The sequence below is a fragment of the Sphingomonas sp. genome (assembly GCF_035998645.1).
Classification (GTDB): Bacteria; Pseudomonadota; Alphaproteobacteria; order Sphingomonadales; family Sphingomonadaceae; genus Sphingomonas.
The window spans coordinates 717,919-736,715 of sequence record NZ_DASYHL010000005.1; the positions used below are offsets into that span (position 1 = coordinate 717,919).

The window sequence follows — 18,797 nt, forward strand, 5'->3', positions numbered from 1 at the left end:
AGCGCCCGACTCCGGACGCCGCCAAATAAAGTTTCGAAAATGCCGTTTAGTTGGCGAGCGGGACCGCGCTGTTGTCCGCGGGAGCCACTGGAGCAGGCTGGGTCGCCGGCGCACTCTGCGTGGCAGGGGTCGCCGCACGGCTGGTGTCGATCGCGGTATCGCCGCGGGTTGCCGCCAGAACCGCCAGCGTGATGCTCATCACCACGAATGCGCCTGCCAGCACCGCAGTCGCGCGGGTGAGGAAATTGGCCGCGCCGCGCGCCGACATCAGGCCCGAGGGGCTGCCGCCCGAGGTCAGGCCGCCGCCTTCCGACTTCTGCATCAGGATGATCGTCACCAGCAGAAATGCGATGACGGCATGAACGACGAGGAGGAAGGTGAACAGCATGGCGGTCTTTCTCGGGAAAGCGGCCACATAGGGAACAGCGCGGCGCGGATCAACCGCGTATCGCCCGCGCGCGCTACTTCGGGGATTGTCACCGAAACGGAACATTTCGTCATCGACCTGAAACCCGTTGGGGATCGGGGCGTTAATGAACCCGAATGTCCGGTTTCTTCCGGCACTGTAACAGAGTGATGAGTAGCGCGATGAACGCCATGAGCGACCCTTCGCTGGATCAGTGGAAATCGACCTTGATCGATTATGTCCGGTCCGGTGAGCCCGATCTGACCAACCGCCAGATGGCGTTGATGCTGCTTGTCTACCTCGATCCGGGCCCGCACACGGTCCGCGGACTGGCGCGCGCACTCAACGTGTCGAAGCCCGTAGTGACACGCGCCTTGAACAGGCTGGGCGCACTAAGCTATCTGCGCCGCCAGCGCGATGAAACCGACAAGCGGAACATCTTCGTCGCGCGCACACCTGAAGGGGCGGAGTTTCTTGCAGAATTCGGACAATTCGTCACCGGCGACGGCGTCGCCAGCAACGGCAAACAGCCCGCCTCCGCGTAACCGATTCGCGCTGACGGGCCGCTCGGTCCAGATCGACCCGCGGCGTGAGGCCGCGCGCCGCGATCTGGCCGATGTCCGTCTCGCCGACCGCGTCTTCGCGCCGCATTACGCTGCGCCACTGATTCAGATCGCCGCGCGCCCGACGGCACTTCGCCTCGCCCGCGATGCCGACTCCGAAGTGCTGGCCACGCTCGGTTCCGGCGACGTATTCGAAGTGCTTGAGCTGTCCGGTGGTCTCGCATGGGGCAGCGCGCCCGGCCATAAGCTGGTCGGCTATGTCCCGACGACCGATCTGGGACTCCCGGCATGACTATCTCGGTCTTCATCGACGGTGCGGCGGGAACGACCGGGCTCGAGATTCGCGAACGCCTGTCGGGTCGAAACGAGATCGAACTGATCGCGCTCGCCGATGCCGATCGCAAGGATGCGGGCAAGCGCTCAGAAGCGCTGAACAGCGCCGATTTCGTGATCCTCTGCCTTCCTGACGATGCCGCGCGTGAAGCGGTCGCGCTGATCGAAAATCCGCGCACCCGCGTGATCGACGCATCGACTGCCCACCGCGTCGCCGATGGCTGGACCTATGGGTTCGCCGAACTCGAGCCGTCACAGACGCAGGCGATCGCCGATGCGTCGCGCGTGTCCAACCCCGGCTGCTGGCCGACCGGATATCTTGCACTCGTACGCCCGCTGGTGCGCGCCGGCCTGATCCCCGCCGACTGGCAGCTTAGCGCTGGTGGCGCATCGGGTTACTCGGGCGGTGGCAAAGCGATGATCGCGGAGTTCGAGGACGGGTCGGAGCCGACCGGCTTCCGCGCCTATGGCCTCGACCTCGACCACAAGCATCTGCCCGAGATGCAGAAGCATGCCCGGATGGAGCATCCGCCGATCTTCATGCCGGCTGTGGCGCACGCCTATCGCGGCATGCTGGTCGAAGTGCCGCTGGCGCTTGCCGCCCTGCCCCGCAAGCCATCGCCCACCCAGATCTTGCATACGCTCGCCGACGCCTATCGCGACTCGCCGATCGTCCGCGTGATCGAGGAGAATGACGCTACGCTCGTCCGGCTCGAGGACGATGCGGGCACTGATCGCCTGACCATCCGCGTATTCGGCAACGCCGATCGCGGCCAGGCACGGCTGATCGCGACGCTCGATAATCTCGGCAAGGGTGCTGGCGGCGCAGCGGTCCAGAACCTCAACATCATGGCCGGCTTCAACTCGACCGCCGGTCTGGTGCTCTGATTGCGATCAGGCCGGCGTCGAAACCGGCCTAACTTTAGCACCGAATAGGTATGCGCGGCTTCGCAAGCCGTGCATCCGCTGCTAGGGCGGCGGCGACGACACATTGGGAGGATCGATGCGACAGCCATTCGGCAAGCTGCTGCTGTTCGGAGCCACGGGTGACCTGGCCCAGCGCATGCTGATTCCTTCGCTTTACGGCCTTCACGCGGATCATCTTCTGCCCGAAGGGCTGACGATCACGGGCACCGCGCGGTCAACGCTGTCAGATGCCGAATATCGCGACTTCTGCGCCAAGGCGCTGGAAACCTATCTCCCCGAAGACCGCAAGGACGCGAAGGCGATCACGGCATTCCTCGCCCGCGTCCAGTATCAGCCGCTCGATGTCTCGACACTCGAAGGCTATGACGCGCTGGCCACCAAGCTCGGCGACATTTCCGACGGCCTCGCTATCTTCCTGTCCACCGCGCCCAAGTTTTTCGAGCCGACGATCAAGGGCCTCGCCTCCGCCGGTCTCGCCGGCGACAATGTCCGCATCGGCCTCGAAAAGCCGCTCGGCACCGACCTGCCCTCGAGCCGTGAGATCAACGACGCCGTCGCATCGGTCTTCCCCGAGGACCGCACCTTCCGCATCGACCATTATCTGGGCAAGGAAACCGTCCAGAACATCCTCGCGCTGCGCTTTGGCAATTCGCTGTTCGAGCCGGTGTGGAACGCCGCGGGCATCGACCATGTCCAGATCACGGTCAGCGAGACCGTCGGGCTGGAAGGGCGCGCGGGCTATTATGACGATGTCGGCGCGCTGCGCGACATGGTCCAGAACCATATCCTTCAGCTGCTCGCGCTGATCGCGATGGAGCCCCCCGCCCGCTTCAACGGCACCGCGATCCGCGATGAAAAGGTCAAGGTACTGCGCTCGCTCCGCCCGATCGTCGGGCAGGACGCTGCGCACCTGACCGTCACCGGCCAGTACACCGGCGGCGCATCGACCGGAAAGATCGTCGGCGGCTATGCCGAGGAGCTGGAAAAGCCGTCAAAGACTGAGACGTTCGTCGCGATCAAGGCACATGTCGATAACTGGCGTTGGCAGGGTGTCCCCTTCTACCTGCGCACCGGCAAGCGGATGACCGAGCGGCGCAGCGAGATCGTCGTCCAGTTCAAGCCGGTCCCGCATTCGATCTTCGCCGAGCGCGGCGGCGTGCTGCAATCGAACACGCTGATCATCCGCATCCAGCCGGAGGAATATGTCCGCCTGCTGGTGATGGCGAAGGAACCGGGTCTCGACCGCGACGGCGTTCGCCTGCGCGAAGTGCCGCTGAACCTCAGCCTCGATACCGAATTCGCCGGCACCCGCCGTCGTATCGCCTATGAACGGCTGTTGCTTGACCTGATCGAGGGCGACCCCACCTTGTTCGTGCGCCGCGACGAGGTCGAGGCGCAATGGGCCTGGATCGACGCGATCCGCGCCGGATGGGACATGGCCGACGTCAAGCCAAAGCCCTATGCTTCAGGCACCTGGGGTCCCTCCGCCGCCATCGCGCTGACCGAACGCGACGGGGTGACGTGGAACGAGTAGTTTCCTCCAAAATTCCTCCCCGGTACGGGGAGGTGGCATCGCGAAGCGATGACGGAGGGGCCGCCGCGCAGACGGCGGTAGTGAGGCAAGCGACACCGCCCTCTGCGGGGCGGCCCCTCCACCGCCTTCGGCGGTCCCCCTCCCCGTTCCGGGGAGGAATTGAATTCTACTGGAGTAGTTGAAATGGCCGAAGAAATCGAATGGTGGGAGTATGAGGAAGCGGGCGAATGGGCAGACGCCCTTGCCGGCGACATCGCCTTCATCATCGAAAGCGCGATCGACGCGCGCGGCGGCGCGGTGATCGCGCTGGCGGGCGGCAAGACCCCCGCCCCGGTCTATGAAAAGCTCGCTGCGACAAAGCTCGACTGGAAGCGCGTGACGATCGTCCCGACCGACGACCGACTGGTCCCGCTCGGCGACCCGCTGTCCAACGTCACCGGCCTTGGCAAGGTGTTCATCCCCAAGGGCGCGCGCGTCGTGCCGCTGGTGAGCGAAAAGGCCGATGACTATAAGGCTGCCGGCCGCGCCGCCGATGCGCGCCTCGCCGATCATCACTTCCCGCTCGACCTCGTCCTGCTCGGCATGGGCACCGACGGCCACACCGCCTCGATCTTCCCCGGCCCCGATTTTGACGAAGCGCTGAACGGGCCGCAGGAACGCCGCGCGCTCGGCGTCATGCCCGACCCGCTGCCGCCCGAGGCTCCCGTCGCGCGCGTGACGCTGTCGTCAGCCGCCATCGCCAACGCCAAGTCGCTGATGATCGCGATCACCGGCGCTGAAAAGCGCAAGGTGCTCGAGACCGCAATCAAGCAGGGCGCGTCGGGCAATTATCCGATCGGTCGCGTGCTGGCCGAGACCGAACTGCCGGTCGACGTACACTGGCTGGAGTGATCCCGATGCCGACCCTGCATTCCGAAATCGCCGCCGTCACCGACCGCGTCATCACCCGGTCGAAGGACCGCCGCGCCGCCTATCGCGACCTGATGACGCAGCAGCGCGAGGGCGGCGTGAGCCGCCGTGGCCTGGGCTGCGCCAACCTCGCCCATGCCTATGCCGGGACGGACGAGCAGCGTGAAGCTATGAAGCCGGGCAACCGGATGAACATCGGCATCGTCACGGCGTATAACGACATGCTGTCGGCGCACGCGCCCTATTACCGCTATCCCGAACAGATGAAGATCTGGGCGCTGGAGGCCGGCGCCACGGCGCAGGTCGCGGGCGGCGTCCCCGCCATGTGCGACGGCGTGACGCAGGGCTATTCGGGTATGGAGCTGTCGCTCTTCAGCCGCGACACGATCGCGCTGTCGACCGCAGTCGCGCTCAGCCACAATACGTTTGAGGGCGCCGCGCTGCTCGGCATCTGCGACAAGATCGTTCCGGGTCTGCTGATGGGCGCGCTGCGCTTTGGCCACCTCCCGATGATCATGATCCCCGCCGGCCCGATGCGCACCGGCATCGCCAACAAGGAAAAGGCGCGGGTCCGTGAGCTTTATGCCGAGGGCAAGGCGAGCCGCGAGGAACTGCTCGAATCCGAAATCGCCGCCTATCATGGCAAGGGCACCTGCACCTTCTACGGCACCGCCAACTCGAACCAGATGATGATGGAGGCGATGGGCCTCCACGTGCCCGGCGCGTCGTTCATCAATCCGGGCACGAAGCTGCGGCAGGAACTGACCAAGGCGGCGGTGCAACGCCTGCCCCAGATCGGCTGGGACGGCGACGATTACCGCCCGATCGGAGAGGTCGTGGACGAACGCGCGATCGTCAACGCGGCGATCGTCCTGCTCGCCACCGGCGGGTCGACCAACCACCTGATCCACCTGCCCGCTATCGCGCGCGCGGCGGGCATTCTGATCGACTGGGAGGATTTCGACCGCCTCTCGCGCAGCGTCCCCCTCCTCGCCCGCGTCTATCCCAATGGCTCGGCCGACGTGAACGGGTTCGAGGATGCCGGCGGCCCAACCTTCGTGATCCGCGAACTGCTCAAGGGCGGGCTGCTCCACGGTGACACGCTGACCACCTTCGGTGACGGCCTCGACGCCTATGGCAAGAAGCCGGTGCTCGACGGTGAAGCGCTCGCCTGGGCCGATCACGAAGCGGTCAGTGGCGATGAGACCATCGTCCGCACCATCGACGCCCCCTTTTCGGAAGAAGGCGGCTTTCGCATCCTCTCCGGCAATCTCGGCCGCGCCTGCATCAAGGTCAGCGCCGTCGACCGCGATCGCTGGACGATCGAGGCGCCGTGCCGCGTGTTTGAGACGCAACAGGCGGTGCAGGACGCGTTCAAGGCCGGCGAACTCGACCGCAACGTCGTGGTCGTCGTCCGCTTTCAGGGCCCACGTGCCAACGGTATGCCCGAGTTGCACAAGCTCACCCCGCCGCTCGGCGTCCTCCAGAACCGCGGTTTCCGCGTCGCGCTGGTCACCGATGGGCGCATGTCGGGCGCTAGCGGCAAGGTGCCGGCCGCGATCCATCTGTCGCCCGAGGCATTGGGTGGCGGCCCGATCGGCAAGCTGCGCGACGGCGACGTTGTCCGCGTCTGTGCCGAACAAGGCATTCTGCAGGCGCTCGTTGACGTAGCTGAGTGGGACGCGCGCGACCTCGCCGCCGCGCCCCCGCCCGACCTGGGCAGCGGGCGCGAGTTGTTCGCGATGATGCGTCAGGGCGCCAGCAAGGCCGAAGCCGGCGGATCGGCGATGCTCGCCGCAGCCGGCCTCTAAGAAAAGAACAGGGAGAAGACGTTTGGAAGTCGTAGCGGTCGATATCGGCGGGACCCATGCCCGCTTCGCCATTGCCGAGGTTGAGAATGGCCGCGTCGTCTCGCTGGGCGATCCGGTCACGCAAAAGACCGCCGATCACGCCAGCTTCCAGCTCGCCTGGCAGGCTTCGGCGCGCGAATTCGGCCGTCCGATGCCGCGTGCCGCCGCCATCGGCATCGCTTCGCCGATCAACGACCAGCTGATCAAGCTGACCAACAATCCGTGGATCATCCGCCCGCCGCTGATCCACGAACGCCTCGATGTCGACAGCTACAGCCTGATCAACGATTTCGGTGCGATCGGCCATGCCGTCGCCCAGCTTCCCGACAGCGATTTCGTCCACTTGTGCGGCCCGGTGACAGCGTTGCCGGAGCGCGGTTCGATCACCGTGTGTGGGCCAGGCACCGGCCTTGGCGTCGCGCAGGTCTTCCGTCCCCCCAGCGGCGGCTATCACGTCATCGCGACCGAAGGCGGGCATATGGATTTCGCCCCGCTCGACAGCATCGAGGACGCCTATGTCCGCCGCCTGCGCTCGACCTACACCCGTGTCTCGGCGGAGCGGATCGTGTCCGGCCCCGGCATCGTGCCGATCTACGAAACGCTGGCGCAGATCGAGGGCAAGGCCGTGCACAGCCTGTCCGACAAGGAAATCTGGACGCTGGCGCTCGAGGGTAAGGACAGCCTCGCCGTCGCCGCGCTCGACCGCTTCTGCCTCAGCCTCGGCGCGGTCGCGGGCGACCTCGCGCTTGCGCACGGCCCCAGCGGAGTCGTGATCGCGGGCGGCCTCGGCTTCCGCCTCAAGGATCACCTGCTCGGCTCTGGATTTGCACAGCGTTTCGTCGCAAAGGGGCGCTTCCAGGGGTTGATGTCCTCAATCCCCGTCAAGCTGATCACCCACCCCCAGCCCGGCCTTTACGGCGCGGCGGCGGCCTATGCGCAGGAGCATACGCAATGAGCATCGAAACCATCATGCGGACCAGCGCGGTGATCCCCGTCCTCGTCATCGACGACGCGGCGACCGCCCGCCCGCTCGCCGAGGCGCTGGTCGCCGGTGGCCTCAAGGTGCTCGAAGTCACGATGCGCACCCCCGCCGCACTCGACGCGATCCGCGAGATGAAGAAGGTCGAGGGCGCGATCGTCGGCGCCGGTACCGTCGTCAACACCGACCAGTTCGCGCGCGTGATGGACGCCGGTGCCGAATTCATCGTCTCGCCGGGCCTCACCGATCGCCTCGGCCAGGTGATCGTCGAGAGCGGCGTCCCCTTCCTGCCCGGTATCGCCAATGCCGGCGACATCATGCGCGGCTATGACCTTGGCCTGCGCCACTTCAAGTTCTTCCCGGCGGAAACCAGCGGCGGACTGAAGGCGCTCAAGGCACTCGCCGCGCCCTTCTACGAAGCGAAGTTCTGCCCCACCGGCGGCATCAGCGCCACGACGGCTCCCGACTGGCTCGGCTTCGACCCGGTCCTGTGCGTCGGCGGCAGCTGGATCACGCCCAAGGGCGCGAGCATGGCCGAGGTCGAAGCGCTGGCGCGGGAGGCGAACGGCCTGCGGGGATAAAGAGCCTTTTCAGTTAGACGGCACCGGCCCGCTCCCCCACCCGGCCACCCATCGAATATACTGTCGTTGGGCGGCCGGGTGGGGGAGCGGGCCGGTGCCGGTTCAGCGAAGCTGAACACAAACTAGACATAGCTGGCACGGCGGCAAACGTCGGCCAGCATCAGGAGGGGGATAGCATGAACGATGCGGTTTCGCCGCAGGCGACGCTTGCGAAGATCAGCCGGCGGCTGATGCCGTTGCTCTGCACCATGTACCTCCTCGCCTATATCGACCGGCAGAACGTCTCCTATGCCAAGCTGGAGATGGTCGACGCGCTCGGTATGTCCGAAGCGGCATACGGCCTCGGCGCCAGCCTGTTCTTCCTCGGCTATTTCCTGTTCGAGGCACCGGCGAACATGGTCCTCGCCCGCGTTGGCGCGCGCGTGTGGTTCACCCGGATCATGCTCACCTGGGGCCTGATCACCATCGCGCTCGGCTATACCCAGAGCCCGACGATGTTCTACGTCCTGCGCTTCCTGCTCGGCGTCGCCGAGGCGGGCTTCTTCCCCGGCGTCCTCTACCTCCTCACCCTCTGGTATCCGCAGGCACATCGCGCGCGGATGGTCGGGCTGTTCATGATCGCCAGTGCCTTCGCCAATGCAGTGGGGTCGCTGATCGGCGGTGCATTGCTGGAGCTGGACGGGGTGGCGGGACTCGCCGGGTGGCAATGGGTGTTCGTCGCCACCGGTCTGCCCCCGGTGCTGCTCGCGCCGGTGGTGCTGTGGAAGCTGCCGAGCACGCCCGGCGAAGCGAAATGGCTGAGCACAGGCGAGAAGAAATGGCTCGCCGACACCCTCGCCGCCGAAGCCCCCGCCGGGGACGCAGGCTCGGCCTGGCGCGCGCTCACCGATCCGCGGGTGCTGTTGCTCGCGCTGCTCTATTTCGCAATGCCGCTCGGTGCCTATGGCCTTAGCTACTGGCTCCCGACCATCGTCAAAAGCTTCGGCGCGTCGAACATTCAGAACGGCATCATCAACGTCATCCCGTGGATCCTTGTCGCCGTCGCGCTGTGGGCAGTCCCCCGCCACGCCGCGCGGCATGGCACCAGCCGCTGGCACGTGGCCGGCCCGATGCTGGTCGCAGCCGCCTTCTTCCTCGCCAGCGTCGTCCTGCCCGGTGCAGCGGTCAAATTCGCGTGCCTCTGCATCGCCGCCGCCGCGATCTTCTCCGCCCAGCCGGTATTCTGGAGCATCCCCCAGGGCCTGCTGCGCGGTGCCCACGCCGCCGCCGGACTCGCGGTGATCAACTCGGTCGGCAATCTCGGCGGGTTCGCCGCGCAGAACGCAGTGCCGATGGTCCGCGACTATACCGGCAGCACGCTCGCGCCGATGGCGATGCTGGCGGGGGTATTGGCGGTAGGAGGGCTGGCCTTCCTGATCGTGTTGCCGCGGTTGGGGGTTGGTCGCACCAAGGAGTAGGGCCAACCTCCGTTTGTGCTGAGCTTGTCGAAGCACGATTCCTGCGCTCGGCGAATACAGTAGGTCGCCCTTCGACAAGCTCAGGGCAAACGGCGGTAAGGAGCAGCGCTCGAAGCGAGGGCTGTTTACATCTCCCCTCGCGCCCGGCGAAGCGCATACCATTTCTGGACGTTCGCGTTGTGCTGTTCCAGCGTGTCGGCGAAGATGTGCCCGCCGGTTCCGTCCGCGACGAAATACAGCGCGTTGGTCGTTTCAGGGTCGAGCACCGCATCAATGCTCGCGCGGCCCGGGTTGGCGATCGGCCCGATCGGCAGCCCGGCGCTGGCATAGGTGTTGTAGCCGTTCTTGTCCTGCAGTTCGGAGCGCAGGATGCGCCGGCCCAGCGGCTTGCCCTTGGTCACCGGGTAGATGACGGTCGGATCAGCCTGTAGCGGCATCCCGCGCTTGAGCCGGTTCGAGTACACCCCCGCGACCATCCGCCGCTCTTCGGACTTGCCCGTCTCCTTCTCGACGATCGATGCGAGGATCAGCGCTTCCTGCGGCGTGCTGACCGCGATGTTCGGCTTGCGACGCTCCCATGCCTCGGCGAGATATTTGTCCATCGCGCTCTGCATGCGATCCAGCACCTGCTGCCGCGTGTCGCCGCGATTATAGGCATAGCTGTCGGGCAACACTGTGCCCTCGACCGGCACATCGACCTCGCCCTCCAGCTGCTCGGCTGCCATCAGCCGTTCATGGACGAGGATCGAGGGCATCCCCTCCGGAATCATCACGAACCGCTGGAGCGTACGCCCGCCCTGCAGCATCTTGAGCAGGTCGGACTGGCTGATCTTCGCGGGCACGCGGTATTCGCCAGCCTGGATCGGCGTGTCGTCGCCGAACACCCGCGCCATCCACAAGAACAGGTCCGCATCGCGGATCGCGCCCTGTTTCTGCAGCTCGCGCGCGGCGGTGGTCAGGGTCGATCCTTGCGCCACCATCAACGACACGTTGCGCGTCCCCGGGCCGGCCCCGCCCCACAGCTGCGCCGCCCAGAATGCCGCGCCGACCAGCGCGAGGATCAGGAGAACGCCGAAACAGCCGAACTTGCGCAACGCGAATCTCCGTCCCGGAAAATCTCCCCTCCCGCTTGCGGGAGGGGAACGAAGAAGTGTCAGACCGCCTTCATCACCAGCGAAGCATTGGTGCCACCAAAGCCGAACGAGTTGTTCAGCACCGCGCGCACCTTCCGCTCCTTGGCCTTGTGCGGCACCAGATCGACGCCCGCGCAATTCTCGCTGGGGTCGTCCAGGTTCAGCGTCGGCGGCACGATGCCATCGCGCATCGCGAGGATGCAGAAGATGCTTTCCACCGCGCCCGCGCCGCCCAGCAGATGGCCGATCGCCGACTTGGTCGAACTCATCGACAGGTCGCCGATCGCATCGCCGAACAGGCGACGCACCGCGCCCAGCTCGAGCTCGTCACCCAGCGGGGTCGAGGTGCCGTGCGCGTTGATATAGTCGATGTCCGACAGCGAGAGGCCCGACTTCTTCATCGCCATCTGCATCGACCGGAACGCACCCGATCCTTCAGGATGCGGCGCGGTGACGTGATAGGCGTCGCCCGACAGGCCATAGCCCAGCACTTCGGCGTAAATCTTCGCGCCGCGCGCCTTGGCCCGCTCATATTCTTCGAGCACGACGATGCCAGCGCCCTCGCCCATCACGAAGCCGTCGCGACCCTGATCCCAGGGACGGCTCGCCCGCCACGGCTCGTCGCGGAAGCCCGTCGACAGCGCACGTGCCTGACCAAAGCCGGCAATGCCGATCGGGCAGATCGTGCTTTCCGCACCGCCCGCGAGCATCACATCAGCGTCATCCATCGCGATCATCCGCGCGGCGTCACCGATCGAATGCGCGCCAGTCGAACAGGCGGTGACGACCGCATGGTTCGGCCCCATCAGCCCGTACTTGATCGACACCTGACCCGAGATCAGGTTGATCAGGCGGCCATGAACGAAGTGCGGCGACACCCGCTTCGGCCCCTTTTCGGCCAGCACCAGCGATTCGCTTTCGATCCCCGGAAGGCCGCCAATGCCCGACCCGATCGAACAGCCGGCGCGATAGCGCTCCTCCTCGGTCATATCGAGCAGGCCGGCATCCTCGATCGCCTGTCCGGCGGCGTCGATGCCATAGATAATGAACGGATCGACCTGGCGCTGGATCTTGTGATCCACCCGCTTGCCCGGATCAAAGCCATATTCGTGATCCGCGGGCTTCACTTCGCAAGCGTAGTTGGTGTGATAGTCGGTTGCGTCGAACCGGGTGATCATCCCCGCGCCCGATTTGGCGGCGAGGATGTTCTTCCACGCGGTTTCGACATCCGCCCCCAATGGGGTCACGAGGCCAAGGCCAGTCACGACGACGCGCCGCATAATCAGTCTCCGTAATCGAGCATCGCGCTACCGACGATGCGACAACAAACTTGCTTCAAAAACGAAACGGCTCCCCACCCCTTTCCGGGACCGGAAGCCGTTCGTCAAATCCTGCCCGTGCGGGCGGCCATGCGATAGCGTCGCTTAGCCCTGATTTTCGTCGATATAGGTGATCGCGTCCTTGACGGTCGTGATCTTCTCGGCCGCGTCGTCGGGGATTTCGACACCGAATTCCTCTTCGAACGCCATCACCAGCTCGACGATGTCGAGGCTGTCCGCGCCCAGGTCGTCGATGAAGCTTGCATCTTCGGTCACCTTTTCGGCTTCGACGCCGAGGTGCTCGACGACGATCTTCTTCACGCGATCGGCGGTCTCGCTCATGCCCTGTTCCTTCTTGATTGGGTCGTTAAAAGTTCAAAATCCTGAACGCACCTAGAACGCCACCCGCCCCCGCGCAAGAGGGTCGCGAACGGCGCTGCGGTCGATCACAACATCGCCATGCCACCGTTGACATGCAAGGTCTGGCCCGTGACGTACCCCGCCTCCTTCGAGGCCAGATAGACGACCGCTGCGCCAATATCCTCGCCGCTGCCCAGATCGCCGGCCGGAATCCGGGTCAACAGCGCAGTCTTCTGCGCTTCGGGCAGCACATCGGTCATCGCCGAGCGGATGAAACCGGGCGCGACGCAGTTGACGGTGATGTTGCGGCTGGCCAGTTCCTGCGCCATCGCCTTGGACATGCCGACCAAACCAGCCTTGGACGCAGCATAATTGGCCTGCCCGGGATTGCCGGTCGCACCGACGACCGAGGTGATCGAGATCATGCGGCCGAACCGCGCCTTCATCATCGGCTTGGCCGCAGCGCGCATCAGGCGGAACGCCGCCTCCAGATTGACGCGGATCACCTGATCCCATTCCTCGTCCTTCATCCGCATGGCGAGGTTGTCGCGTGTCACGCCGGCATTGTTGACGAGGATGTCGAGCTTGCCGAGCGCTTCCACCGCCTGTGGCACCAGCGCATCGACCGCGGCCGCATCGGAGAGGTTGCACGCCAGCGCGACATGGTCGCCGCCCAGCTCGGCGCGAAACGCTTCCAGCTTCTCGGCATTGGACCCCGAAACCGCCAGCCGCGCACCCTGCGCCGCCAGCGCCTTGGCGATCGCAGACCCGATCCCACCCGATGCGCCAGTCACCAGCGCGGTCATGCCTGTAAGGTCGAACATGTTCATTCTCCTCAGAGCGCTTTCTCGAGCGCTTCGATATCATCCATCGTCACAACGCTGGTGACGGTTGCGTCGGGTGCGATCCGTTTGACCATCGCGCCCAGCACCTTGCCGCCGAGCTCGACATAGTCGTGCACCCCGGCGTCGAACATCGCCGACACCGACTCGCGCCACCGCACCATGCCCGTCACCTGCTCCACCAGCAGCGCGCGGATCGCATCGGGATCGCTCACCGGCGCGGCGGTGACATTGGCGTAGACCGGCACCAGCGGCGCGCGGATCGCGACATCGGCAAGCGCCTTGGCCATCGCGTCGGCGGCGGGCTGCATCATCGGGCAATGGAATGGCGCGGAAACGGGCAGCAGCACCGCGCGCTTGGCACCATGATCCTTGGCAATCGCCACGGCGCGGTCGATCGCGCCCTTGGCGCCGGAGATCACCACCTGCGACGGGTCATTGTCGTTGGCGACAGTGCAGACCTCGCCCTCCGCCGCAGCATCGGCAATCGCCTGCGCCTTGACCAGATCGGCACCGAGCAGCGCCGCCATCGCCCCCTGCCCCACCGGCACCGCCGCCTGCATCGCCTGCCCGCGCAGCTTCAACAGCTTCGCGGTCGTCGACAGGTCCAGCGCGCCCGCAGCGCACAGGGCGGTATACTCGCCGAGCGAATGCCCCGCGACGAAATCCGCCTTGTCGGCGAGGCGGATGCCGCCTTCCTTTTCCAGCACGCGCAGCACCGCAATGGCATGCGCCATGATCGCCGGCTGGGCATTTTCGGTCAGCAGCAGGTCGGTCTCCGGCCCCTGCGTCATCAGCGCGAACAGCTTCTGGCCGAGCGCTTCGTCCACTTCCTGAAACACCTCGCGCGCCACCGCGCTCGCCTGCGCCAGCGCCAGGCCCATGCCGACGGATTGGCTCCCCTGCCCGGGAAAGATGAAGGCTCGCATTGTTCTGGCTCCTAGAAATCAGGCCACGCGCCCTATGCCGATGGGGCCGATCCCGCAAGATGAACGAAGCTGAACGGGTTGCGACACAAGGCGACCATTTACCCCATCCGCCGCGAAACCCCTGCGACACGCGGCCCCCAAATTGCACTTGTCGCCCGATACCGGGCTCGAACGCAGGAGACACAAGATGAAGAAGTTTGTTCTCGCCATCGTCGCCGCATCGGTTGCGGTCGGCCCGATCCTCGCCGCCGCGCCCGCCGCTGCCGCCCCCGCGCAGCAGACCCGCACGGTCGTGAAGCACAAGCCGAACGGCAATGTCGTGGTCCGTCACAAGGCGGTGAAGAAGGCAACCCCGCAGCGCTATCGCAAGTGGCAGCGCGGTCAGCGGTTCGACCACCGCCAGGCCCAGAATTACCGCCAGATCGACTATCGCCAGTATAACCGCCAGTATCGCGGCAACCTGAACGCCCCGCCGCGCGGCTACCGCTACGTCCAGTCGGGCAATGATATTGTGCTGGTCAGCATCGCCAGCGGCATCATCGGCGCCATCTTCGGCAACATGATCCGCTAACGGATCCTCCGGGCGGCGGGGTGAGCGATCACCCCGCCGCTTGCATTTCATGGAGAGCGCGCGTAAGGGCGCATCGTTGAGCGGCGGCTTCGGCTAGCCGCTTTTCGTATTTTGGAACGACAGCCGGAGGGGCGACCGCATGGGGCGGCGTCAGCGATCGGCCAACAGTGAGAAGAAACGCATGGCTCTGTACGAGCATGTGTTCCTTGCGCGCCAGGATCTGGCACAGGCGCAAGTGGACGCACTGGCGGAAAACGCCACCAAGATCGTCGAGGATAATCAGGGCAAGGTCGTCAAGACCGAAACCTGGGGTCTTCGTTCGCTCGCCTACAAGATCGCGAAGAACCGCAAGGCGCACTACGTGATGCTCGAAATCGACGCCCCCGCAGGTGTCGTCGCCGAGCTCGAGCGCCAGACGCAGATCAACGAAGACGTGATCCGCTACATGACCGTCCGCGTGGATGGCCATGAAGAAGGTCCGACCGTGATGATGCGCAAGGGTGACCGCGAGCGCCGCGGTCGTCGCGACCGTGATGGCGACGAAGGCCGGGGAGAATAAGACATGGCACGACCCTTTTTCCGCCGCCGCAAGAGCTGCCCCTTCTCCGCGAAGGACGCGCCCCGGATCGACTATAAGGACGTCCGGCTGCTGCAGGGCTTCGTTTCCGAGCGTGGCAAGATCGTCCCCTCGCGCATCACTTCGGTGAGCGCGAAGAAGCAGCGCGAGCTGGCAATCGCCATCAAGCGTGCACGCCATCTGGGCCTGCTGCCCTTCATCGTTAAGTAAGGAGCGGACCCATGCAAATCATTCTGCTCGAGCGGGTCGAGAAGCTCGGCCATATCGGCGACGTGGTGACGGTGAAGGACGGGTTCGCCCGCAACTTCCTGCTCCCGAACAAGAAGGCGCTGCGCGCCAACGAAGCCAACCGCAAGGTGTTCGAGGCGAACCGCGAGCGCATCGTCGCCGAGAACGCCGCCAAGCGCACCGAGGCCGAGAAGGAATCGAAGACGCTTGAGGGCGTTTCGGTCACCCTGATCCGTCAGGCGTCGAACACCGGCCAGCTGTACGGCTCGGTCGCGGTTCGCGACATCATCGATTCGCTCAACGCCGATGGCCACAAGGTCACCAAGGCGCAGGTCGTGCTCGACAAGCCGATCAAGGCGATCGGCCTGTACGAAGTGAAGGTCTCGCTGCACGCTGAGGTTGGCGTGACCGTCAAGGTCAACGTCGCCCGCTCGCCTGAAGAGGCCGAGATGCAGGCACAGGGCGTCAACGTGATGGAGGCGATGTTCGAAAAGGACGAAGCCGGATTCGTTGAAGCCTATGACCCGAACGCCGAACCGGGCGAAATCGCCGTCGAGGCGACCGAGGAGCAGGCCGAGGGCTGATCCAGCCTCTCCCACACGGGAGGGGTTCCAGCCTCTCCCCTCCCGCTTGCGGGAGGGGTCGGGGGAGGGCCTGTCAAATCAGGCCGCACTCCCGAAGGACAGGCCCTCCCCTGGCCCCTCCCGCAAGCGGGAGGGGGACAAAGCAAAAGAGAAGGCCGCCCGGACGGGAAGTCCGGGCGGCCTCTTTTTTTCGCTTGGGAGCGAAACCTTTGGATTACGGCGCGACGACCATCGCGCCCAGCACCGCAACCAGCGGGATGGCGGCCAAGGCCACCGACATCAACTTACCCATCGTATCTTCACCTGAAGCGTCGTTCAGGGTTGACAATGCGTAGTGGCGGGGAAGGTTGCATCGGTTGCGATCAGACGCCCACTCTCACTTCCGGCCAAACAGCATCTCAACATACCCATCAGCCAGTTTCACAACGGTGGCTGCTCACTCCGGCTCTTCAACTCCAGTTCAACTCGCTGTGCAAACATCAAATACGAAACTTCTGAAGGCGAAACCGAGAAGCTCCCACGCCGCATATTCAGCTTAGCGCACTTCCAAAGCGACATATGAAATGCCCAGATTTCTAGTTCGATGCGATCTTTCTCATCGCCAAGCCGAGACTCGACAGCCGCGAGGAGGTCGCTCATCAGAGTAAATGCCATGCCCGGCCTCGCCCCGTTAACCGTCACGGCAACGTCGAGACTAATCTTCTCCGGCCAAAAGCGACGCACTCGCTCAAACAAATGATACAGGTCTGCCATCGTTCATGCTCGAATGCGAAGTAGGTAAGACGCTCTAGACGTTACGACGTCATGCCTCGCGGAGTAATGCCTACTTCCGCCCGAACAGCTTTTCGATGTCGCCATGCGCCAGCTTCACCCAGGTCGGGCGGCCGTGGTTGCATTGGCCCGAATGCGGCGTCACCTCCATCTCGCGGAGCAGCGCGTTCATCTCGGCGACCGAGAGGACGCGGCCCGCGCGCACCGATCCGTGGCACGCCATCGTCGCGGCGACATGGTCGAGCTTTTCCTTGAGGCTCAGCGCAGAATCGAACGCGGCCAGCTCGTCGGCAATGTCCGTGACCAGTCCGATCACATCGCCCTTGCCCAGCAGTGCCGGGGTCGCGCGGACCAGCATTGCGCGCGGGCCAAAGCGTTCGAGCTCTAGCCCGAACTCGGCCAGCTCGCCCGCCCGCGCCTCCAGCCGGTCGCATGCCGGTTCATCCAGTTCGACCACCTCCGGCAGCAGCAATGCCTGGCTCGCGACGCCGCCACTGCTCACCGCGCGGCGCATGCGTTCGAGGACGAGCCGTTCGTGCGCGGCATGCTGGTCGACCAGCACCAGCCCGTCCTCCGCCTCCGCGACGATATAGGTGCGCGCCACCTGCCCCCGCGCGACGCCGAGCGGGTAGCTGATCGCCGCCGGAACCGGCTCGGCGGCGGGTTCGGCGCGCGCCAGGGGTGGCGCGATGAACGAGGGGCGGCGGTCGTGAACACTACCCGTCACCCCCGCGAAAGCGGGGGCCCAGCTCCTTTGCGCGTCAAGCAGTGATGCGGGTGCGGGAGATGGGCCCCCGCTTTCGCGGGGGTGACGGTCTACGTCAGAAGTCCACAACCCCATCACCGCCGCATCGGGCCGCCGCACACTGCGATGCCCGGCCCCGTCCAGCGCCCGCCGCAGCCCGCTGACGATCAGCCCGCGCGCCAGTTGCGGATCGCGGAACCGCACCTCGGTCTTCGCAGGGTGGACGTTCACATCGACCTGATCGGGCGGCACATCGAGGAACAGCGCCACCACCGGGTGCCGGTCGCGCGCCAGCATCTCGGCATAGGCGCCGCGCACCGCGCCGGTCAGCAACCGGTCCTTCACCGGGCGGCCGTTGACGAACAGATATTGATGATCCGCCACGCCACGGTTGAACGTGGGCAGCCCTGCGACGCCGCCGAGCACGATCCCCTCGCGCTCGAAATCGATGCCGACGCTGTTGGCGGCAAGGTCGCGGTTGGTCAGCGCGGCGACGCGCGCGATCCGGTCCATCCCCTCCTGCACGCTCAGCACCCGCCGCCCGTCATGTTCGACCGAAAAGCCGATTTCGGGCCGCGCCATCGCCAGCCGCTTCACCACGTCGAGGCATGCGGCATATTCCGACCGGGTCGAGCGCAGGAATTTGCGCCGCGCCGGTACCTTCTCGAACAGCCCTTCGACCCGCACCCGCGTGCCCGGCGGCAGTGCAGCCGGCCCTTCCGCCGCCAATGCGCCATTGTCCACCGTCCGAGACCAGCCATCCGCGCCGCGCGGGCGGCTCTCGACGGTGAAACGCGACACGCTGGCAATCGACGGCAACGCCTCGCCGCGAAACCCCAAGGTGGTGACGGCATCGATCGCGTCATCGGGCAGTTTCGACGTCGCGTGCCGCTCCAGCGCGAGCGCCATTTCGGCGGGAGTCATCCCGCATCCGTCGTCCGTAACCTCGATCAGTTCGATCCCGCCGCCGCCCAGCCGGACGGTGATCCGGGTCGCACCCGAATCGACAGCGTTTTCCACGAGTTCCTTGAGCGCGCTGGCAGGGCGTTCCACCACCTCACCCGCTGCAATCCGGTTGACAAGATGCTCCGGCAAGCGGCGTATTGACATGCAGGTTGGTGTAGCCCAAGCGACGCCATCCTGCGAGCTGTATCCGCCAGATTTCCCAATTCGGAGCTGACCTGCTCCGGACGGGTCAA

General features: G+C 65.6%; 22 protein-coding genes. 14 read left to right on the forward strand and 8 right to left on the reverse strand.

Annotation, left to right across the window (positions count from 1 at the left end):
• Positions 1-46: 46 nt before the first annotated feature.
• Positions 47-385 carry a preprotein translocase subunit SecG gene (gene secG / locus VGN66_RS17115; protein WP_327520295.1) on the reverse strand — a complete coding sequence of 113 codons (339 nt, stop codon included), beginning with the start codon at positions 383-385 and terminating at the stop codon, positions 47-49.
• Between secG and VGN66_RS17120 the strand changes: the two genes are divergently transcribed.
• From VGN66_RS17120 to VGN66_RS17165, 10 genes are all read left to right on the forward strand, one after another.
• Positions 359-577, forward strand: coding sequence for a hypothetical protein (locus VGN66_RS17120; protein WP_327519988.1), 219 nt, complete (start codon positions 359-361; stop codon positions 575-577). The two genes, secG and VGN66_RS17120, sit on opposite strands and share 27 nt — an antisense overlap.
• 20 nt (positions 578-597) lie before the next feature.
• Positions 598-951: a MarR family transcriptional regulator gene (locus VGN66_RS17125; protein WP_414713227.1), complete on the forward strand. Its 354-nt coding sequence runs from the start codon at positions 598-600 to the stop codon at positions 949-951.
• Complete coding sequence (locus VGN66_RS17130; RefSeq protein ID WP_327519990.1) at positions 881-1,261, forward strand: SH3 domain-containing protein; 381 nt, start codon at positions 881-883, stop codon at positions 1,259-1,261. Before VGN66_RS17125 ends, VGN66_RS17130 begins: the two co-directional genes overlap by 71 nt.
• Entirely contained in the window at positions 1,258-2,190 is a 933-nt protein-coding gene (gene argC, locus VGN66_RS17135) for an N-acetyl-gamma-glutamyl-phosphate reductase (RefSeq protein ID WP_327519991.1), read from the forward strand. Before VGN66_RS17130 ends, argC begins: the two co-directional genes overlap by 4 nt.
• 115 nt (positions 2,191-2,305) lie before the next feature.
• Positions 2,306-3,763 (forward strand): glucose-6-phosphate dehydrogenase, encoded by a 1,458-nt coding sequence (gene zwf / locus VGN66_RS17140; RefSeq protein WP_327519992.1) that lies wholly within the window; start codon positions 2,306-2,308, stop codon positions 3,761-3,763.
• A 183-nt stretch (positions 3,764-3,946) separates the two neighbouring features.
• Positions 3,947-4,654, forward strand: coding sequence for a 6-phosphogluconolactonase (pgl, locus tag VGN66_RS17145; protein ID WP_327519993.1), 708 nt, complete (start codon positions 3,947-3,949; stop codon positions 4,652-4,654).
• 5 nt (positions 4,655-4,659) lie between these two features.
• A complete protein-coding gene (edd, locus tag VGN66_RS17150) occupies positions 4,660-6,483 on the forward strand; it encodes a phosphogluconate dehydratase (RefSeq protein WP_327519994.1) in 1,824 nt (607 codons plus the stop codon).
• 22 nt (positions 6,484-6,505) lie between these two features.
• Positions 6,506-7,477 (forward strand): glucokinase, encoded by a 972-nt coding sequence (glk, locus tag VGN66_RS17155; RefSeq protein WP_327519995.1) that lies wholly within the window; start codon positions 6,506-6,508, stop codon positions 7,475-7,477.
• Entirely contained in the window at positions 7,474-8,082 is a 609-nt protein-coding gene (gene eda / locus VGN66_RS17160) for a bifunctional 4-hydroxy-2-oxoglutarate aldolase/2-dehydro-3-deoxy-phosphogluconate aldolase (protein WP_327519996.1), read from the forward strand. Before glk ends, eda begins: the two co-directional genes overlap by 4 nt.
• Before the next feature lie 176 nt (positions 8,083-8,258).
• A complete protein-coding gene (locus tag VGN66_RS17165) occupies positions 8,259-9,539 on the forward strand; it encodes an MFS transporter (protein WP_327519997.1) in 1,281 nt (426 codons plus the stop codon).
• 125 nt (positions 9,540-9,664) lie between these two features.
• Here the strand turns inward: VGN66_RS17165 and mltG are convergent, their stop codons facing one another.
• From mltG to fabD, 5 genes are all read right to left on the reverse strand, one after another.
• Positions 9,665-10,633, reverse strand: coding sequence for an endolytic transglycosylase MltG (gene mltG, locus VGN66_RS17170; protein ID WP_327519998.1), 969 nt, complete (start codon positions 10,631-10,633; stop codon positions 9,665-9,667).
• 59 nt (positions 10,634-10,692) lie between these two features.
• On the reverse strand, positions 10,693-11,952 hold the full coding sequence (fabF, locus tag VGN66_RS17175; protein WP_327519999.1) for a beta-ketoacyl-ACP synthase II: 1,260 nt from the start codon (positions 11,950-11,952) through the stop codon (positions 10,693-10,695).
• A gap of 144 nt (positions 11,953-12,096) precedes the next feature.
• Positions 12,097-12,333, reverse strand: coding sequence for an acyl carrier protein (locus VGN66_RS17180; protein ID WP_066575645.1), 237 nt, complete (start codon positions 12,331-12,333; stop codon positions 12,097-12,099).
• A 104-nt stretch (positions 12,334-12,437) separates the two neighbouring features.
• The gene (gene fabG, locus VGN66_RS17185) at positions 12,438-13,175 is read right to left on the reverse strand and encodes a 3-oxoacyl-[acyl-carrier-protein] reductase (RefSeq protein ID WP_327520000.1); all 738 of its coding nucleotides are present in this window, start codon (positions 13,173-13,175) and stop codon (positions 12,438-12,440) included.
• 11 nt (positions 13,176-13,186) lie between these two features.
• Positions 13,187-14,122, reverse strand: a complete 936-nt coding sequence (gene fabD, locus VGN66_RS17190; protein ID WP_327520001.1) for an ACP S-malonyltransferase — start codon at positions 14,120-14,122, stop codon at positions 13,187-13,189.
• Between the two features lie 187 nt (positions 14,123-14,309).
• Here fabD and VGN66_RS17195 point away from each other — a divergent pair, with 187 nt between their 5' ends.
• The 4 genes from VGN66_RS17195 to rplI all read left to right on the forward strand — a co-directional run bounded on the left by VGN66_RS17195 (position 14,310) and on the right by rplI (position 16,082).
• Positions 14,310-14,693, forward strand: a complete 384-nt coding sequence (locus VGN66_RS17195; protein WP_327520002.1) for an RcnB family protein — start codon at positions 14,310-14,312, stop codon at positions 14,691-14,693.
• 181 nt (positions 14,694-14,874) lie between these two features.
• Positions 14,875-15,252, forward strand: coding sequence for a 30S ribosomal protein S6 (gene rpsF / locus VGN66_RS17200; RefSeq protein WP_224921113.1), 378 nt, complete (start codon positions 14,875-14,877; stop codon positions 15,250-15,252).
• A gap of 3 nt (positions 15,253-15,255) precedes the next feature.
• On the forward strand, positions 15,256-15,480 hold the full coding sequence (rpsR, locus tag VGN66_RS17205) for a 30S ribosomal protein S18 (protein ID WP_066575653.1): 225 nt from the start codon (positions 15,256-15,258) through the stop codon (positions 15,478-15,480).
• Positions 15,481-15,491: 11 nt separating this feature from the next.
• Positions 15,492-16,082, forward strand: coding sequence for a 50S ribosomal protein L9 (rplI, locus tag VGN66_RS17210; protein ID WP_327520003.1), 591 nt, complete (start codon positions 15,492-15,494; stop codon positions 16,080-16,082).
• Positions 16,083-16,502: 420 nt separating this feature from the next.
• Here the strand turns inward: rplI and VGN66_RS17215 are convergent, their stop codons facing one another.
• The gene (locus VGN66_RS17215) at positions 16,503-16,835 is read right to left on the reverse strand and encodes a hypothetical protein (RefSeq protein ID WP_327520004.1); all 333 of its coding nucleotides are present in this window, start codon (positions 16,833-16,835) and stop codon (positions 16,503-16,505) included.
• Positions 16,836-16,905: 70 nt separating this feature from the next.
• Positions 16,906-18,708 (reverse strand): DNA mismatch repair endonuclease MutL, encoded by a 1,803-nt coding sequence (gene mutL / locus VGN66_RS17220; protein ID WP_327520005.1) that lies wholly within the window; start codon positions 18,706-18,708, stop codon positions 16,906-16,908.
• Between the last annotated feature and the right edge of the window lie 89 nt (positions 18,709-18,797).